Genomic DNA, 16,953 nt, shown 5'->3' with positions numbered 1-16,953 from the left:
TTACGTCGAATGCCGCCGTGAACCGCCACCGTGTGTCGATGACGACGACGCAGGATGATCCGTGGAACGCGCACCGGGAAGCCTGATCTTCGCGCCATCCGTCAGCCGGTCCATGCCATCGGTGACGACGGTTTGTCCGGCCGTGAGGCCTGCGGTGATTACCGTGTTCCTGCCGTCGCTGGGTCCGAGCGTGACCTTGTGCACCGAGACCGTCTGGTCGGCATTGACCAGATACACATAGTCGCCCGGTGCGCCGCTCTGCACGGCAGGCGTGGGCACCAGCACGGCCTGCGACAGCGTGTCGACCAGCAGGCGCACGTTGACGAACTCATTCGGATACAGCGCTTCGTCGTCGTTGTCGAAACTGGCGCGCAGCATCACCGTACCCGTGCTTGTGGCCATCTGGTTGCCCAGGGCGTAAAGCTTTCCGGTGGCGATCACCTTGCTGTTGTCACTGTTATAGGCCGTGACAACGAGCGGTGTCCCCGTGTTGAAGCGCTTGAGCACCTTGCCCAGCGCATTCTGCGGCACAGTGAACTGCACCGTGGTGGGCTTCATGGTGGTGATGGTGACGATGCCCGGTGACGTCGATTGCGTCACGTAGTTTCCCGGGTCAACCAGCCTCAGACCCACGCGTCCGGCAACCGGCGCGGTGATGCGGCAATAGGTCAGGTCCAGATCGTATTGTGCGATGGACGCCTGATCGGCTTGTACGGCCGCCTCACCCTGCTGCACGGTGAACTTCTGATCGACATAGGTCTGCTCGGCGATCGACTTCTGCTGATACAACTGGGTGAAGCGCGTCAGGTCGGAACGGGCCTGGGCCAGGCTTGCCTGGTCCTTGGCGAGCTGGGCCTGTGCCTGCTTCTTGCTGATTTCGTACTGGCGCGGGTCGATCTGCGCAAGGAATTGCCCTTTCTCGACATCCTGCCCTTCCTTGAAACCCACCTCCGTCAGGTAGCCGCTCAATTGAGGAAGCACATTCACGGTGGCCACCGGCGTGACGGTGCCCAGCGCGTTCAGCACTACCGGCATCTCGCCCAGCGTGGCTTTGGCGGCACTGACCAGCTGCGCCTGCTGGGGTGGCTTGCCCTTGCCTGCACCGCTGATGAGGTGAAACAGCACCAGGCCGATCAGGACGCAGACGATAACGGCGATGATCCAGAATCGCCTCCTGCGATGTGGCCGGTTCGCGGTAGAGGTCGCGTCATTCATTGATGCCATCTCGGTGCAGCTCCATTCGGATTCAAAGGCAGGAACGCGCCACTGCGCGATACGTTTAATAACGTATGACAGCGTTTACCGTACGCTCATTTTCAGCACAGCGCAGGAAGCTGCGATTTCAGAGGTTCACGACGTAAGTGATGAGGAAGCACACGCCCGTCAACATAATCATGGCGAGGATGAAGGCCACATCAGCAATACGCTCCAGCCGGTGCAGGCGCACGTCAGAGTCCACACGCATGGCCATATAGGCGGCAAGCGTGGCCACCAGAAAGAAGATGGCATCAAACGAAAGAAGGTCGTCAGCAATCGTGTCGGTGCGTGTGTAGGAGATGACAACACGCAGCAATCCGATGCCCGTGAGGCACACCCCGACCATGGCGGCGGAGATGGTGCAGATCATGCGGCAGGTCCCTTCCGCAAGCGGACTGATGGTTGGCGTCTTTTGCATGGGCATGCAGCTCCCAAAAAAGGATGCCTAAGCAACGATTGGCGTGACGACGGCGTTGACCCATTCATGTTCGCAACATGAATGGATGCCTTTTCATGCAGTAAACCGTGCCGTCTGCCCAGCCGTTTTTACGCGTGGCCACCAGTGATTCCGTGCCAGTCTGGCGACCCGCGTTCGCTTGGCACCAACGACACACCACGGCTCGTTCGTTTGCATCCACCTGCCGCGGCCACCCTCATCTATCGCAGGTGATCTCATGAAGACCTTTCGCAGCCTCGCCCTGACCACCGCCTTTCTTACCTGCGCGGCCGGCATTGCCCCGGCGGCGATGGCCCAGGTGTACGTCGATGCCAACGTGAATCTGGGACCGGCACCGGAATGCCCGTATGGCTATTACGACTATGACCCGTACCCGTGCGCGCCCTATGGCTACTACGGCCCGGAATGGTTCATCAGCGGTGTGTTCATCGGCGCTGGCCCGTGGTTCCATGGCCCGGCGGGCTTCCGCGGTCACGTGGACCCGCGCTTTGACCCGCGTCGTGGCTATGGGCGCCCGCTTCCGCCGCCCCATTCACGCCCCATGCCGACGGAACGGTTCGACCGGATTCCGAACTTCCGTGGCGACGAATGGCGTGACGGGCATGGCGGCGGTGGCCGCGGTGACGAGCACCGTTGATCGTCTGACAAACGGCTAAACGGCTATCGGAAGCCGCCGGGCGATCCGCCCGGCGGCTTCGCTACCCGCACTTTCATGCGAAATTCACGGTACAAAGCCCCCTCAATACCTATTGACGGCAGATAAGGCACGCCGGAGAATCCGCGCCTCAACTTATCTCCCGCCAGCCACGCCTCAGAAGCCCAGCAAGCGATTTCCTCATAGGGGCTTCTCTGTGGCACACATCTTTTCGCCTCGTCGCGCGATGCTTCCGCTCGCGCTGGCCATTTTTTCTTCACTGTCCGCCAACGTTGCCCAGGCAGATGACCGGGACAGCGACAAAGTCACGGACCTGAAAGCGGTGAACGTCAAGGCGACTACCGACGCTCCCGGCCGCACCGGTACCAAGCTGGACGCGCCACTGATCGAGGTGCCGCAGTCGATCTCCGTCATCACCAGCGACGATATCGTGATTCGCGCAGCTCACTCCCTGAGCGATGCCCTGACCTATTCCGCTGGCGTGTCTTCCAATGCGACCGGTACGGATCAGCGCTACGACTGGCCGTACATTCGCGGCTTCTCGGCAGGCTCGCAGGGCATCTACGTGGACGGCCTGCGCTTCCAGCCCGGCCAGTTTGCCGGCCGGGTCGAGCCCTATCTGGCCCAGGAAATCGCCATTCTGAAAGGGCCCGCTTCCGTGCTTTACGGGCAGAACTCCCCCGGCGGCCTCATCAACGTGACCAGCAAAATGCCGCAGGCTGAATCACTGCATGAAGTCGGCGTTTCCGTGGGCAACAACGGCTACAGGCAGGCCCAGGGCGATTTTGCCGGTGCCCTGAACGAATCGGGCACCTGGCAGTACCGCCTGACCGGCACCACGCACGACAACGATACGCAGATGGATCACTCCTACGACAAGCGCGTTGCCATCGCGCCGGCCATCACGTGGGCGCCGGACGCCGATACTCATCTCACCTTGCTGGCCAATTACCAGCGCGACCTGACGAATGCCATGTATCCGTTCCTGCCAGTACAGGGCACGGTGTATCCGAACCCGAACGGCCGCATCAGCACGAGCCTGTTTGTGGGTGATCCGGACTTCGACAGCTACCGTCGCAGCCAGTACGGCCTGGGTTATCAGTTCTCCCATCGCATCGACGATACCTGGACGGTGCGCCTGTCCGGCCGCGCAGAACGCATCGAAGTGGACTGGCGTCAGCTGTACGCCACCGGCAGTATTTCACCGGATCTGCGCTCGTTTAACCGCTTCGCGATGCACGATCTGTCGTGGAGCAATGCGTACACGTTCGACAATCAGGCGGTTGCCGATTTTGAAACCGGTGAGTTCAAGCACAAAGTGCTGCTTGGTCTGGACGCCTCATACAACGTCGGCTTCGATACGAGCTACGGCGCACTGGCCACCCCGATTGACGCATTTGCTCCCGTGTACAACCAGCCTGTGCCTGCGCTGGGCGCGCCGGGCTCCGAGGTCCATCAGGTGCTCAAGCAGACCGGCCTGTACGCGCAGGACCAGATTACCTGGGGCAAGTGGGTTGGCCTTTTCAGCGCGCGGCACGACTGGGTGAGCAGCAGCACGCATGACCAGGTAAGCAGCACGGAAAGCCATCAGGACGACGGCAAGAACACGTTCCGCGCTGGCATCGTCTATGTCGCCAGCAACGGACTGTCGCCGTATGTGAGCTGGGCAACCTCGTTCGAGCCCAACACCGGCACCAACTTCCAGGGCACGCCGTTTGCTCCTTCTGTAGGCAAGCAGATCGAAGGTGGCCTGAAGTACCAGCCGCGCGACATGGACGCATTCGTCACCGTATCGGTGTTCGACATCCATCAGACCAACGTGCTGACCACCGACGTTGCCCATCCGCAGTTCTCCATCGCCACGGGCGAAATGCGCTCGCGCGGCGCGGAACTGGAAGGCGTGGCCAATCCGCTGCCGGGCTTGCAGCTGCGTGCGGCCTACACCTATGACCAGGTGGAAACCACGCGCTCCACCGATCCCACGGCCATCGGCAAGCCCCCGGTAACCGTGCCGATGCACATGGCCTCGCTGTGGGCTGATTACACCTTGCAAGGTGGCGCGGCACGGGGACTCGGGTTTGGTGCGGGCGTCCGTCGCCTCGGCGAGAGTTATGGCGGCACGTATGCGCCCAACGGCGTGACCACCGACTTCAATGTTCCCGGCTTCACGCTGGTGGACGCCGTGGTTCATTACGACATCGACGGCGTGCGCCTGGCACTCAATGCGAACAACCTGCTCGACAAGCGCTATGTGTCGACCTGCTATGGCGACCTGGGCTGCACGTTCGGCAACCGTCGCACGGTGATGGCCAGCGCGACGTACCGCTGGTAATCAACGACCTGCCTGTGGGGGCGAGCCTGCTCGCTCCCACAACAGCCCTGCCTCAGAGAAACAGGTATCGGGTCGTGCCGGTGATCGTCTCGTCGAGGGGGCGGCTGCGTGCCCGCACTGATGCGCCACGTTAAACCGCAGGCTCCACGTTGCCCATGGCCACCTGGCGCACCACGTGAATGAAGGCTTCCAGGCTCGGCGGCATCCGCGTACGGCTGGGGTGATACAGATAAAAACCCCGGCTGGGCGGCGAGAAATCGCGCAGCAGCGGAACCAGCTTGCCCTCGTCAAAGAGTGGCTTCATCCATTCTTCTGTCCACACCGTGATGCCCAGGCCATCCACGGCGGCCTGCAATGCCACCGCGCAGTCGTTCACGATCAGTGAGCCGGTAACCTGCAATTCAAACCAGTTGCCGTCGCGGGCAAATTCCCACGGATAAAGACTGGATTGTCCGGCACGGCGCCAGTTGATGCAGCGGTGTTCGCGAAGATCCTCCGGCGTCTTGGGCGTGCCGTTTTTTTCCAGGTAAGCCGGCGACGCCACGGCAATCTGTCGAAGATCAGGCCCCAGACGCACCGCCACCATGTCCTGGTCAATGTGCTTGCCCAGCCGGATGCCTGCATCAAAGCCATTGGCAATGATGTCGCCAAGGCTTTCATCGCTGTGCAGGTCCAGCACCACGTCCGGATAGTCGCGCTGGAAGATGCCCAGCATGGGCTGGAGCAGATGCACCAGCGCCATCTGCGGCGCCGCGATTCGCAGCGTGCCGCGCGGGGTGTCGCGCAACTGGTTCACTTCCTCGATCGCCTCATCGAACTGGTCGAACAGCGGTTGCACGCGAGCAAACAGGCGGCTACCCACCTCGGTCAGGCCCATGCTGCGGGTGGTCCGGTTGAACAGGCGAACGCCCATGCGGGTTTCCAGCCCCCGGATGGTCTGGCTCAAGGCCGACGGCGACACGCCCAGCTCTCCGGCGGCGCGCGCAAAGGAACCTTGCTCTGCGATGGTGACAAACGCTTTCAGGTCGGCAAATTCGGCCCCACGCATTGTGTATCTCCAGCTTCACAGGGCATGAAAGCCCCGGGCGATTGTTGCGGACGGGCGGTGAGCCTAACTTTCTCATCACGGCGAATGGGCCGCTTTTCGCGGGCAAAACCATTCTAACGCCGCCCTCTTCGCAGTTCATATGGAGTCTTCAATGACCCTCGCAACCCCCATCCAGACCGACGCCTATCCGCCCACCAGCTGGCAGGCGTTGCGTGCCGTCGTGGCGCCTCTGGACGCCGTGCCCGCCACCCGCCAGCTGCTGATCAAGGGCGGCACGGTCCTGACCCTGGACCACGCCATCGGCAACCTGGAACGCGGCGACGTGCTCATCGAGGGCGACCGGATTCTTGCGATTGCCGCCGAACTTCACGTCGATGGCGCGCAGGTGCTCGACGCCAGCGACATGATCGTGATGCCCGGTTTCGTCGACTCCCATCGCCATGCCTGGGAGGGCCAGTTGCGCCGGATCGACCCGAACTCGCCCACGCTGATGGATTACCTGAACTCCACGCACTTCTCCTTCGCCACGCATTACCGCCCGGAAGACATGTACGTGGGCAACCTGCTCACCGCCCTTGGCGCACTGGACGCGGGCATCACCACGCTGGTGGACAACTCGCACAATGCGCGCAGCCCGGCTCACTCGGATGCTTCCGTGGATGCGCTGGAAGATGCAGGCATCCGCGCCGTTTACGCTCCCGGCCGGCCGCTTGCTGGCGAGTGGGCCGAGCACTGGCCGCATGATCTGGCGCGCCTGAAACAGGAGCGCTTCGCCAACGACCAGCAACTGGTCACCATGGCGATGATGTCGCAGTGGGACAAGGACACCTGGGCAGCTGCACGCGCGTCGGGTCTGCGGATCATCACCGAGTTTCTTGGCCAGGACATGGGCAACCTGCTTCCCGATCTGGCCGAAGGCGGCTACCTCGGCCGCGACAACATCTTCAATCATTGCACTGGCCTGACCGACGGCCAGTGGCAGATTCTTCGCAACCACGGCGTACAGGTCAATGTGTGCCCGCGTTCGGACGCCCAGTACGGTCTTGAAGAAGGCCTCACCGTTTACCAGCGCGCTGTGGACCACGGTATCGACCCGGCCATCAGCATTGATGTGGAAGCGTCGTACGGCGGAGACATGTTCGCCGAGATGCGTGCGGTGTACTTCATGCAGCGCGGCCACGCACAGCATCGCAGGCATTCAGGCGACCAGAACGCACCGGCACCCGTGCTGGTCCGCGACATCCTCGCCGCCGCCACCATCAACGGCGCACGCGTTGCCGGACTGGAAGATCGCATCGGCACGCTCACGCCGGGCAAACAGGCCGACCTCATCCTGATCCGCACCAGCGACATCAACCTTTACCCGTCCAACCATGCGGTTGGCACCGTGGTGCACGCAGCCGAACGCAGCAACGTGGACACCGTGATCGTGGGTGGCCGCATTCGCAAGCGCGACGGCAAGCTGCTTGGCGTGGACATGCCGGCGCTGCGCGCGGCGACCGAAGCCTCGCGGGCCCACCTGTTCGCTGGCGTGGGTTACACGCCCGATTCGTTTGCAGACTTCCCTGCGGTTGCTGCCTGACCCCTTTTCCCACGCGGAGTCCATCCCATGAACGTGCTTCTTTTGCTCGTCGCCTTTGCGGCGGGTTCGGCCATCTCTGCCCAGGCGGCGGTCAACAGCCAGCTGGCGGGCGGACTCGGCGGCAATACCGTGGTCGCTGCATTGATCTCCTTTGTCATCGGCACGCTGGTGCTCGCGGCCGTCGCCTTCGGCAAGGGCGGCATAAGTGACGCCGTGGCACACATTCCCCAGCAGCCGCTATGGCGCTTCGGTGGCGGCTTCCTTGGTGCGGCCGCCATCTTCAGCACCGTGCTTCTGGCGCCACGCATCGGCCTGGCCAACATGCTTGCGCTGGTGATCGCCGGCCAGCTGGTGACCTCCATCACGATCGACCAGTTCGGTCTTCTGGGCATGGCAGTACGCCACGTCTCATCACTGCGCATCGCCGGTGCGGCGGTACTGGTGGTCGGCGTGCTGCTCATGCTTTTCGGCGATGCACTGATTCGTCTTCTCGACAAGGCTCCGGGCTGAATGTCATGAAACACTTCAAGAAAACCTTTGCTCTTCTCGCGCTGGCCGCAGGCGTGGGCATCGCCACCCAGACACACGCCACCGAACATGGCGGCGACAACATCGGACAGGGATCGGAAGGTTTCTACGCGGGCGCCCTTCCCCCGGCTGGCTGGTATGGCGTGTTTTACGGCAACCACTACCACGCCACACGATTCAATGATGGCGACGGCCATTCGTCCATTCCGTCGTTCGACCTGAAAGCCGATGTGCTTGCCGGCCGCCTGTTCTACATGACCGATACGCAGGTGGCTGGTGGCAGGCTGGGCTTCTTCGCCATCGGTTCGCTGGCCTCGCTGCGCAGCGAAACGCCCGAAGGTCGCGCTCGCCGCGATGGCGCTGGCGACATCACGGTGGGCCCCGCACTCGGCTGGGAGAACGGCCCCTGGCATACGCTGGTGGCTATGGATGTCGTGTTGCCGACAGGCAGCTACAACAGTACGCGTGCGCTCAATACGGGCAACAACTATTACTCGTTCCGCCCGATCTATTCGGTCTCCTGGCTTCCTGCCAGCGGCATCGAAGCGTCGATCAAGGCCAGTTACACCTTCAACACGACCAACAACGCCACCCACTATCACTCCGGCCAGCTCTTTCATTTCGACTACTCGCTGACCTTCCCCGTGACCGATGCGCTGCGCGTGGGCGTCAACGGATATCTGGTCAAGCAGACAACCGACGACCGCCAGTACAGCGCGCGCGTCGGACCTGACGGCATGCGCGGCCGCGTATTCGCCATCGGTCCTGCGCTGGAATACAAGCTCGGCTCCACCATTGTCGACTTCAAGGCGCTGAAGGAGTTCGCCGTGAGAAACCGCGCGCAGGGTTCGAGCATCTGGGCCAAGGTGGTGGTGCCCCTGTGATCGCAGGCGCACCTACAACCGATGGCCGGGTTGTATGCGGGGGGCGGGCCGTTAGCATCACCCGCGTATCCCAACCCGAAGAGCCCCGCCATGGCCACGCTCACGCAGACCAAACGTATCTCCACCCTGCAACGACCTGTCTGGCTTGAACTGGCGAAGCTGGGCAAGGGTGTGGAACACGACCGGCAGTCGCTTGGCATCATCCTGCCCGTAGGGGCCACGCTTCGGGTTCGCCAGTCCAATGAGGCGTTCGCTTCGCGCCTGAATCTGCGGCTGCTCAATGACGATAGCGAGACCGAGCTTTCCTCGTGGGTAGAAAATGCGTGGGTGAGCGTGGTGGCGCAGGCTGTCTCCGTGGCGTTCATCGACACGCCTCTTGTCGAGGACCCGGACGCTGTACCCACGGTGGAGTTCGAGTATCCGGACGATGCCATCGCACTGCCCACGTTCCGCGCAGGTGATGACGAAGCCGCCTTCTTCGCCGAGTGGGACAGCCAGGATGCCGACTTCGCGCTGCTTGAAAGCGCCGAAGTCATCATGCTGTTGCCGCTTATCGACAAGGAAAACCTGCGCAGCCTCGAAGGCGGGATCGCGGGGCTGTTCGCGTTCTTCCAGGATGTGCTTTCGTTCTACAACGAATTGGTCGGCCTGTCTTTTGAGCCGCAGCGACCCACCGATCTGAACATTGCCAACCGCTTTTTCATGAAGGCCGACGAGCACGGGATCGGCCTGGCGTATTTCGGCAACGTGTGGACAGCCGAGTCCTCGAACTCCATGAAGGGGTTCTTCCTGACCCCCGAGGCAGACAACTGGGGATGCCTGCATGAGCTTGGGCATGCTTATCAGGGCGGTTTCATGACGAACTCTGCTCTTGCCATGAGCGAGGTCTGGAACAACATCTACGCTGCCAGCTATGAGGCCGTGAACCTGGGCGACGCCAAGTTCGAAGACGGGTGGCTATACAACTATGGTGGCCAGGCGGGCGTTGAAAAGAAGCTCAATGATGTTATCGCATCCGGGGCGCCCCTGAACCAGTGGGATCTCCGGCTGAAGCTCTACTTCACCATGCTGATGATCGACCGCGCGGGCAGAAGCGCGTTTACCTGGTTCAACCAGCAATACCGCATGTATTGCAACCCGCCCGGCACCCCTGCCGATGCCCCGCCGCTGGTGGACATGCTGGCGGAAAGCTTCGCAACGGCAGGTGCGAAAGTCGATGTCGCAGCGGTGATGGACCTGGGTCATCAGCCTCTGAGCCCGTGGCAGCGTCAACGCAACCTGTTCAGTCAGGCGCAGGCCGTTTATCCGCTGAACCAGTTCTTCTCGGGTGACGAACTGAGCCGATGGCGGCAAACGCTGAAGCAGGAGGGTGATCTCAGTCTGGTGTCGCCACAGCAACTTCGCGCAACGGGGATCAAGGGCGATGTCGAGCTTTCGCTGTCCATCGACGACTTCAGCCAGATCTACGGGCAAACGCTGGTATGTCTTGATGGAGCGCATGTTGCGCGATCCGTGCTGATTGAAGAGGAGACGATTTCTCTCAGTCAACTTCCCATCGGCATTTACACGGTGCGCGTCCCCACCGGGCGAAACATCAAGTATCTGTCAGGTCCGGACTATCTGGTCGTCACCCCCGGCAAGCGCGCCGAAAAGATAACGTTCCTGCCACGACACGGAAGCGATGTGCTTTCGCAGGAGATCCGTCTCCTCGGCCTGTCGGACAAGCAATTTGCCTACGTCACGATTGATCAGGAAAACCACTGGCTCGTCGTGGATGTCTCCACCGAAACGCCGCATCTTTACTACCCCGACGAAACGTATGCTTCGATCACCGTGATGCGAAAAGGTGCCGTGGTTTTCAGCCTCGTGATTCCCGGGACCAAGGCGACGCTGACTCACACGGAAATCCCCTTCGACTTCGGCGACGTGCTCCAGATATTTCACGATGAGCCGAAAAACCGGTTGAAGCTCGTGCCCCCCTTTGATGGGGTACTGGACGGCATGTCCAAGACGAATGTCTTCGAGATTACGTCGCAGGGACTGCGTAACCAGTCACTCGGCAACGATACCGGCCAGGCGTTGCTGCCGCGCCTGGAAGCCACGGCGGCGAAGATTCGCACCATACCGTCCATGCTGAATGCGAAGCATGCCGCGGCCAAGGACAACCTGCTCTTCGCCATTGATACCTATCGAAGTCCGGAGCGCGAATCGTTGCTCGCCCTCTATGCCGACTGTCTTCCGACGGACAACGATGTTCCGGCCGATACGCTGGGCAATGCGTTTTCCCTTTCCTGCCTGGGCATCAGCGACCGCGAGTTTCTGACCGCCCATATTGACCTGCGGACCCGGCAGATCACGGTCGCCCTCAGCAAAGGCGTGGCGCATGGTCGCTTCCCCGAAACCTATGTCCGGCTTTTCATCATGGATGCCAACGGCAAGCCGCTACTGGATCTGGACGTGCTGGGCACGACGGATCAGGCAGCGAAAACATGGACGTTCCCGGTTTCAGGCGATGGTGGGGAAGAGATCCGCATCTATCACGCCGAGCCGAAGAACCGTCTGGTCATTACCAATGAAATGCAGAACGTCCGCCTTGCTGAGCGCAGCATGCAGCAGAACTTCCGGCTTACCCCGACAGGGCTCGAACCGCTGCTGACGGACGCCTGAGTCAGAACTGCCAGTTCACGTTGAAGCTCGGGCCACTCAGCCTGACCTTCTTGATGAACGCACTGTCACGCCCTCATGGTGGGCGACATCGCGATAATTCAACTGATGGCCGTGCCATTCACGGCCGCCGTCAATCACTTGGTGGGCATGCTCTTCTGCACCGCGTGGATCTCGGCCACGTAACCACCGGGAAACTCGACCATCGCCGAACGGCGGTCGGCCTGTGCGTGCGCCGCCACGATAATGGTTGCGCCCGTGGAGGTGGCTCGCTGCAAGGTGGCATCCAGATCGCCGACCTCGTAACCGGTGAGTTCGCGACCGTAAGGCCAGGGCACCTGCCCGTCCGTGGCAAACACGGCTACCTTGCCGTACAGCGATTCGATGAGGATGTGGCGATAGGAGGTATTGCGGCCAATGTCGGCACCGGGCGCGTTCTTCACATCGGACACGACCTTGCCATGAGCGAAACGGACGAACGCGCGCACAAAGCTGTCTGCCGCTGCCGTGGGAACATACACGCGGTTTTCAGGCACGTATTGAAGCGCCGCATACTCGGGCTTCTTCGTGTGCCAGTACAGCTGCATGTTGACTCCACCGGGCCAGCTGACCACGGCATCGCGGCCGATGGGATCATTGAAAGGCGCCACCAGCGTCGTGGCCCCCGACATCTGCGCGGCCTTCACCGCCTCATCCAGGTCGGTGACCAGATAGCCGGTGCGTTCGCTGCCAAACGGATAAGGGACCGGCGTGCGGAAGCCAAATACCGAGACGATGCCGGACGGCGTCTGCACGATTTGCGACGAAGTCGACGATGGCGTGGGCGTAACGGTGGCCACGACCTGCGGCGAAGAATGGCCACCGAATGTCGTGGCGAAACTGGCGACGAAGGCGTCCACCTTGTCCGGAGCAACGTAAACATGCGTACTGTCATATTGCGGCCCCACCGCGAAATCGGTCGTGGCGAATGCGGGGGCGGCAAGGAGCGCGCCGATCAGGAGGGCGGGCAGACGACGCATGGCGGGGCCTCGGACGAAAGAATGTGGACGCGCCCGTTATCGTATTCATGGCCCGGCAGAGTCAATGGCTACAAGAACCCCTCCGGCTGCCGGCCTAACCTGCTCTTGCCCTTTCGCTCCGGTAACCGGCCCCATGACGACGCACACCCCTGAGATCAATCCATCCGTCCCGCCCAGCGGCACTGGCTGCGTGGAATGCCTGGCCACCGGCAGCTGGTGGTTCCACCTGCGCCGCTGCGCGCAGTGCGGACACATCGGATGCTGCGATGAGTCGCTGGGCAAGCACGCCAGCCAGCATGCCCATGAATCGGGCCACCCGGTCATCACCAGTTTCGAGCCCGGGGAAGACTGGTTTTACGACTACCGGAACGACGGCATGTTCGACGGTCCTGTGCTTGAGCCACCCCATAGCCACCCGCTCAGCCAGCCCACACCAGGCCCGGCAGGGCGCGTCCCCCACAACTGGCAGCGGCTGCTGGACTAAAGCGCGTGTCACATAGCTAAACGCCCGATATCTGAAATGTGAACGCCGGCCCGCAAATCCGGCAGCTCCCGGTCAACAGCGCGACCGGCTCCCCCGTTTTTTGCCTCAGGTTCCCAACAACCGGAGAGGCATCATGAAACGACTTATCCTTGCCGCCGCCGTCCTGGCGATGACCATCGCCGTTTCCGGCTGCATCGTGGTGCCCGCACGTGGCGGTTATTACCACGGCGGCTACTGGGGCCATGGCTACTACTACCGCTAAGTGAAACGCGCCAGGGAATGCGCGAGGGGAGCCAGTTTTGTCATCCGGGCCCCGGCAGGGCATGATGAAGCTGGCAGGATCACGCCAGCAGACGAATACATCTTCTACACGCAAATTCGGCAAAGTCAGCTACTGTGCCGTTATACGGTAGCGCTCCGGGTCGCGGCGCCTCAAACTTCGCCCATCGGGTGCAATGCCTGTCATACAGGTCACGCATGCGGACGCCAGCGGGGGCGCCTTGCCGCACGGGGTGGCTCATCATCGCCATCGGGTGGAAATCGCGGAGGACGACGTGAGAACCGAAAACAAGGACTCGTTAACGCTCGCGCACCACGCCGCCATCGCGTCAGCCTATGCGGCGTGCTATGTGTTGACCCGCTACTTCTCGTTCTCGCACTGGATTCTGCCCGCTGGCCTGCGTCTGGTCTGCCTGCTGCTGCTTCCCCGCCGCGTGTGGCCTGCACTGGCCATCGGCGAGACGATCACCATTGCCGAAAGCGCCCTTCTGGACGCCCCGCCGTATGGTCTGGCGTGGATGATTGCGGCCTCGTTCCCGCCCATCGTCCTGTGCATGCCGGCCGTCGCGCTCATCAAGCGCCATCTGAACATGCTCAAGCCCGATGGCCATCTGAACATGGCCATGTTGCTCGTGGCCTCCATGGCCTGCGCCGCCCTGAATACGCTGGGCAACGCGGTGGCCCTTGCTTCCGTGCACATGCCCGACGGTTCCCCGGCACCGCATGTTGCCATCCCGGTGCTGCTGACCTGGTTCCTGGGAGCCTACCTGGGCGCGCTGACCCTGATGCCGACGCTGCTAGCCATCCGCGAGTGGGTGGCCCGCCACGGTGACGTGCTGGCCTGGCGCACCTGGTCGCAAAGCCGGCTGCTGCGCGATCTGCTGTTCTGGACGGTCCCCACGCTGGCCGTGCTGGCCGTGGCCGCCCCGCATCTGGACGATGCACCACGCCAGTGGTGCCGTCTGCTGATGGTCCTGCCCGTGGCGGTGCTCACCGCTCGCCATGGCTGGCAAGGTGGCGCGCTGGGCGGCATGCTGGCCAGCATCGCTCAGGCTTCCACCGCCACGACCGTCCGCGATCCGCAGATGATCCAGGCGCAGGTCGTGCTGGCCTTCGCCATTTCCACCTCGCTTATTGTCGGTGTGCGCATGGCCGCCCGCGTGGGGCCATCCGCCCTGCTGCGCATTCCCTTCTTCAACCACCTGCGCATGGCCCATGCCGGCGTGGCGTTTGCCGAGGCACCGGCGTCCCCGACGCGGGCTGCCCGGAACCATGTGCAGGCCCGCACCCGCTTCCGCGATGTGTTTGAGGGGACGGAACGCCAGCCGCAGGCAGCTCCGGCCCGAGTGCAATTGCCCAGCGAGGCGCCTGTCGCGTTTGAAAGCTCGTTCGCCACGGCCGTGCAGCGCACGGGTGCCAACTATCGCTACAGCGCACGGGGTCTGCCCCTGGCAGCCTTTGAGCCTGCCGTGGAACGCGAACTCCAGCGCATGGCCAGCGAGTTGATTCCCTATGCGCTGGCCACCGGTCCGTGCCAGGACATCAGCCTGCAGCTTCGCGCAGGCATGGATGGCGACAGGCCGTGGCTGGTGCTGCGCGTGGTCGCGCACCGCTCGGGCGAGGCCAGCATTGCCTTCCGCTCACCGAGGCGCTGGGCCGAGATGATCGCCCTGCTCGGCTCCCGCCGCCTCGACCTTGCCGCCATGCAGGCTCATGCCGCCATGCACGGTGGAATGCTGCGCGTTCGCCAGCACGCCCGGTCGATCCAGGCCAGCTTCACGCTGCACGAGCCCCGCCTGATCGAAAAGTAAGCGTCCCGAAGGACAAAGGCGCACCACATCTGAAACCCCGGAAGCGGAACTTAGTCCAACTTCCGGGGTTTCAGATGTGGTCGCCCTTGAACATCCCCCTTGACGCTCGCGAGATGGTGCATTGACTCAGATATCAGACGCCTCCGGAACGCACCCCTACCGCGACACAACCCTTGCCCGACTCGGCTGGCCAGGCACTTTCAACGCCCTTATTGCCGTTACCTGCTGCGTCTTTGCCTTTATCGGCATCTCCAGCAGCAGTCTGTGGGGCGACGAACTGTTCACCATGCGACTGGTCGATCATCACCAGGGCCTGGGCGACGTGTTCCAGCGCATGCTTTCGGACGTCCATCCCCCCTTGTACGACTTCCTGCTTTACGGCTGGGTGGAGTACTTCGGCACCAGCGAACTGGCGGTGCGCCTGCCCAGTGCCATCCTCGCGGTCCTGTGCATCCTCCTGTTCGTTTCAAGCACGCGCCGCCGGTTCAGTCCGGCGGCCATCGCTTTTGCTTGCGCGGTGGCCACCAGTTCGATGTTCTGGTACGTGCAGGCGCAAAATGCGCGCAACTACAGCCTCGCTATGGTCATCTCGGCCGCGCTGCTTGCAACCGCCGTTACTTTCCACCGTCGCATATGCGCAGGCGAACGCTTTCCGGCGGGCCCATGGCTGACCCTTACCCTGCTCGCCATTGCCGGCAGCCAGACCCATGCATACATGCTGCTCGTTGCCGGCATGGTGTTTCTGTTTCTTCTGCTCGCGACACGCAACTGGCCGCAGCGTATTGGCCTTTGCCTGTCCGGACTGGTCGTACTGGGGCTCTACGTCGCTCTCCTGTGGATGATGATCCACGCGCCGGAACACGATTTCGACGCCACCTGGTTCCGCAATAGCGCAGGCTTCTTCAGCTCACACCTGCGCAGGGCCATTTTCCAGTTCATGAGCCGCCAGGCGCTGCTGATCGTGGTGGTCATGCTGGTGATGGGGTGGATACGCCGCCAACGTGCCGAACCGGCAACGCGCGACCCGCCTCATACACTCGACTGGGAAGTGGGCTTGTGCGGTTTCGTCATTGTCGGAGTGATTGCTGGCGGGATTGCCGTATCGCTGCTGGTTGCACCGTCGTTCTCTTATCGCAATGTGCTGGTATGCGCACCGTTCGGCTGGCTCCTGCTGGCGCGACTTTACGACGCCGCGGGACCTCGCACGGAGACGCGAAAAGGGGCCATTGCTGCGGCGGCCATCGTGATACTTCTTGGCTCTCAGGCCGCCGTATTGTGTCGCGGCCGGCTGTTGCCCTCCACTGAGCCCTGGCGGGCATCGGCGGCCTACGTGCAGGGTCTTCCTGGCTGCAACGGCGCCACGCTGCCAGTTATTTCCCAGCCTCGTACCTATGGCCCCTCGCTTTCACCCCGCGTGCGCTTCATGATCGAACGGCGCTACTACGGCTACTACCTGCCGTCCTCCTATCACCCTTTGGCCTATCTTGCCGATGACTGGGTCAGGCAGGCTGGCGCGCTGGTCCAGTCCAACAGCACCTGCCCGGTGCTTGGCTGGATACTGCATGACGTGTCGGAGGAAAGCGCGGCGCTGACGCTGGCCAGGCAATTCGTCAGCCAGCCGGGTACGGGCAACCAGCTCGTCATTCAGGAGATAAATTCATACGAACTGAGCTGGATGCGGTGGAAGGCCGTGCCGCGCGCGTACGTATTCCTGCGAGCTACTCCCCGGATCGTCGAACAAGCGCCCGCATTGCCAGCGGGCGTACCGCCAGACAAAAAATACGCTTTGGGTAACCGTCTGCTGTTGACCTTCAACCCATCCGCGCCGGAAGCATCGGCCTGGGACATACGCCGCCTGCATTCGGGCACTCCCTGACCCCGCCGGACTCGTGGCCGTACACCTGAAACGCAAGAGGCCCGGGTCTGGCGACCTGCCAGACCCGGGCCCCGGGG

General features: G+C 62.5%; 14 protein-coding genes. 10 read left to right on the top strand and 4 right to left on the bottom strand.

The window, feature by feature from the left end; translation table 11 throughout:
• Together FHW69_RS13420 and FHW69_RS13415 are read right to left on the bottom strand one after the other, a co-directional pair.
• Positions 1-1,215, bottom strand: coding sequence for an efflux RND transporter periplasmic adaptor subunit (locus FHW69_RS13420; RefSeq protein ID WP_183423596.1), 1,215 nt, complete (start codon positions 1,213-1,215; stop codon positions 1-3).
• 127 nt (positions 1,216-1,342) lie between these two features.
• Complete coding sequence (locus FHW69_RS13415; protein WP_221195543.1) at positions 1,343-1,627, bottom strand: hypothetical protein; 285 nt, start codon at positions 1,625-1,627, stop codon at positions 1,343-1,345.
• Positions 1,628-1,931: 304 nt separating this feature from the next.
• On the opposite strand from FHW69_RS13415, the gene FHW69_RS13410 reads away from it, so the two are divergent.
• Together FHW69_RS13410 and FHW69_RS13405 are read left to right on the top strand one after the other, a co-directional pair.
• Complete coding sequence (locus FHW69_RS13410) at positions 1,932-2,351, top strand: hypothetical protein (protein WP_183423594.1); 420 nt, start codon at positions 1,932-1,934, stop codon at positions 2,349-2,351.
• 214 nt (positions 2,352-2,565) lie between these two features.
• On the top strand, positions 2,566-4,701 hold the full coding sequence (locus FHW69_RS13405; protein ID WP_183423593.1) for a TonB-dependent siderophore receptor: 2,136 nt from the start codon (positions 2,566-2,568) through the stop codon (positions 4,699-4,701).
• Between the two features lie 130 nt (positions 4,702-4,831).
• On the opposite strand, the gene FHW69_RS13400 is transcribed toward FHW69_RS13405, so the two are convergent.
• Positions 4,832-5,749 carry a LysR family transcriptional regulator gene (locus tag FHW69_RS13400; protein WP_183423592.1) on the bottom strand — a complete coding sequence of 306 codons (918 nt, stop codon included), beginning with the start codon at positions 5,747-5,749 and terminating at the stop codon, positions 4,832-4,834.
• A gap of 151 nt (positions 5,750-5,900) precedes the next feature.
• Between FHW69_RS13400 and FHW69_RS13395 the strand changes: the two genes are divergently transcribed.
• From FHW69_RS13395 to FHW69_RS13380, 4 genes are all read left to right on the top strand, one after another.
• A complete protein-coding gene (locus FHW69_RS13395) occupies positions 5,901-7,331 on the top strand; it encodes an amidohydrolase family protein (RefSeq protein WP_183423591.1) in 1,431 nt (476 codons plus the stop codon).
• A gap of 27 nt (positions 7,332-7,358) precedes the next feature.
• Positions 7,359-7,841: a DMT family transporter gene (locus FHW69_RS13390; protein ID WP_183423590.1), complete on the top strand. Its 483-nt coding sequence runs from the start codon at positions 7,359-7,361 to the stop codon at positions 7,839-7,841.
• A gap of 5 nt (positions 7,842-7,846) precedes the next feature.
• Entirely contained in the window at positions 7,847-8,743 is an 897-nt protein-coding gene (locus tag FHW69_RS13385; RefSeq protein ID WP_183423589.1) for a transporter, read from the top strand.
• A 90-nt stretch (positions 8,744-8,833) separates the two neighbouring features.
• Positions 8,834-11,410: a putative mucin/carbohydrate-binding domain-containing protein gene (locus FHW69_RS13380; RefSeq protein ID WP_183423588.1), complete on the top strand. Its 2,577-nt coding sequence runs from the start codon at positions 8,834-8,836 to the stop codon at positions 11,408-11,410.
• Between the two features lie 134 nt (positions 11,411-11,544).
• On the opposite strand, the gene FHW69_RS13375 is transcribed toward FHW69_RS13380, so the two are convergent.
• Positions 11,545-12,426, bottom strand: coding sequence for a glyoxalase (locus tag FHW69_RS13375; protein ID WP_183423587.1), 882 nt, complete (start codon positions 12,424-12,426; stop codon positions 11,545-11,547).
• A gap of 133 nt (positions 12,427-12,559) precedes the next feature.
• On the opposite strand from FHW69_RS13375, the gene FHW69_RS13370 reads away from it, so the two are divergent.
• From FHW69_RS13370 to FHW69_RS13360, 4 genes are all read left to right on the top strand, one after another.
• A complete protein-coding gene (locus tag FHW69_RS13370) occupies positions 12,560-12,910 on the top strand; it encodes a UBP-type zinc finger domain-containing protein (RefSeq protein WP_183423586.1) in 351 nt (116 codons plus the stop codon).
• Between the two features lie 133 nt (positions 12,911-13,043).
• Entirely contained in the window at positions 13,044-13,172 is a 129-nt protein-coding gene (locus FHW69_RS19075; protein WP_255494802.1) for a hypothetical protein, read from the top strand.
• Between the two features lie 292 nt (positions 13,173-13,464).
• Entirely contained in the window at positions 13,465-15,000 is a 1,536-nt protein-coding gene (locus FHW69_RS13365; RefSeq protein WP_183423585.1) for an MASE1 domain-containing protein, read from the top strand.
• A 121-nt stretch (positions 15,001-15,121) separates the two neighbouring features.
• A complete protein-coding gene (locus FHW69_RS13360; RefSeq protein WP_183423584.1) occupies positions 15,122-16,876 on the top strand; it encodes a glycosyltransferase family 39 protein in 1,755 nt (584 codons plus the stop codon).
• The last annotated feature ends 77 nt before the right edge of the window (positions 16,877-16,953 follow it).

Origin of the sequence: Luteibacter sp. Sphag1AF, from assembly GCF_014192715.1 — a bacterium.
Taxonomy (GTDB): domain Bacteria; phylum Pseudomonadota; class Gammaproteobacteria; order Xanthomonadales; family Rhodanobacteraceae; genus Luteibacter.
This window is presented reverse-complemented; position numbering and strand designations above follow the sequence as displayed.

Excerpts from the sequence above, each read along its gene's own strand:
- FHW69_RS13420 (WP_183423596.1), bottom strand. The coding sequence starts at position 1,215 with ATGAATGACGCGACCTCTACCGCGAACCGGCCACATCGCAGGAGGCGA.
- FHW69_RS13415 (WP_221195543.1), bottom strand. The coding sequence starts at position 1,627 with ATGATCTGCACCATCTCCGCCGCCATGGTCGGGGTGTGCCTCACGGGC.
- FHW69_RS13410 (WP_183423594.1), top strand. The coding sequence starts at position 1,932 with ATGAAGACCTTTCGCAGCCTCGCCCTGACCACCGCCTTTCTTACCTGC.
- FHW69_RS13400 (WP_183423592.1), bottom strand. The coding sequence starts at position 5,749 with ATGCGTGGGGCCGAATTTGCCGACCTGAAAGCGTTTGTCACCATCGCA.
- FHW69_RS13395 (WP_183423591.1), top strand. The coding sequence starts at position 5,901 with ATGACCCTCGCAACCCCCATCCAGACCGACGCCTATCCGCCCACCAGC.
- FHW69_RS13390 (WP_183423590.1), top strand. The coding sequence starts at position 7,359 with ATGAACGTGCTTCTTTTGCTCGTCGCCTTTGCGGCGGGTTCGGCCATC.
- FHW69_RS13385 (WP_183423589.1), top strand. The coding sequence starts at position 7,847 with ATGAAACACTTCAAGAAAACCTTTGCTCTTCTCGCGCTGGCCGCAGGC.
- FHW69_RS13380 (WP_183423588.1), top strand. The coding sequence starts at position 8,834 with ATGGCCACGCTCACGCAGACCAAACGTATCTCCACCCTGCAACGACCT.
- FHW69_RS13375 (WP_183423587.1), bottom strand. The coding sequence starts at position 12,426 with ATGCGTCGTCTGCCCGCCCTCCTGATCGGCGCGCTCCTTGCCGCCCCC.
- FHW69_RS13370 (WP_183423586.1), top strand. The coding sequence starts at position 12,560 with ATGACGACGCACACCCCTGAGATCAATCCATCCGTCCCGCCCAGCGGC.
- FHW69_RS19075 (WP_255494802.1), top strand. The coding sequence starts at position 13,044 with ATGAAACGACTTATCCTTGCCGCCGCCGTCCTGGCGATGACCATCGCC.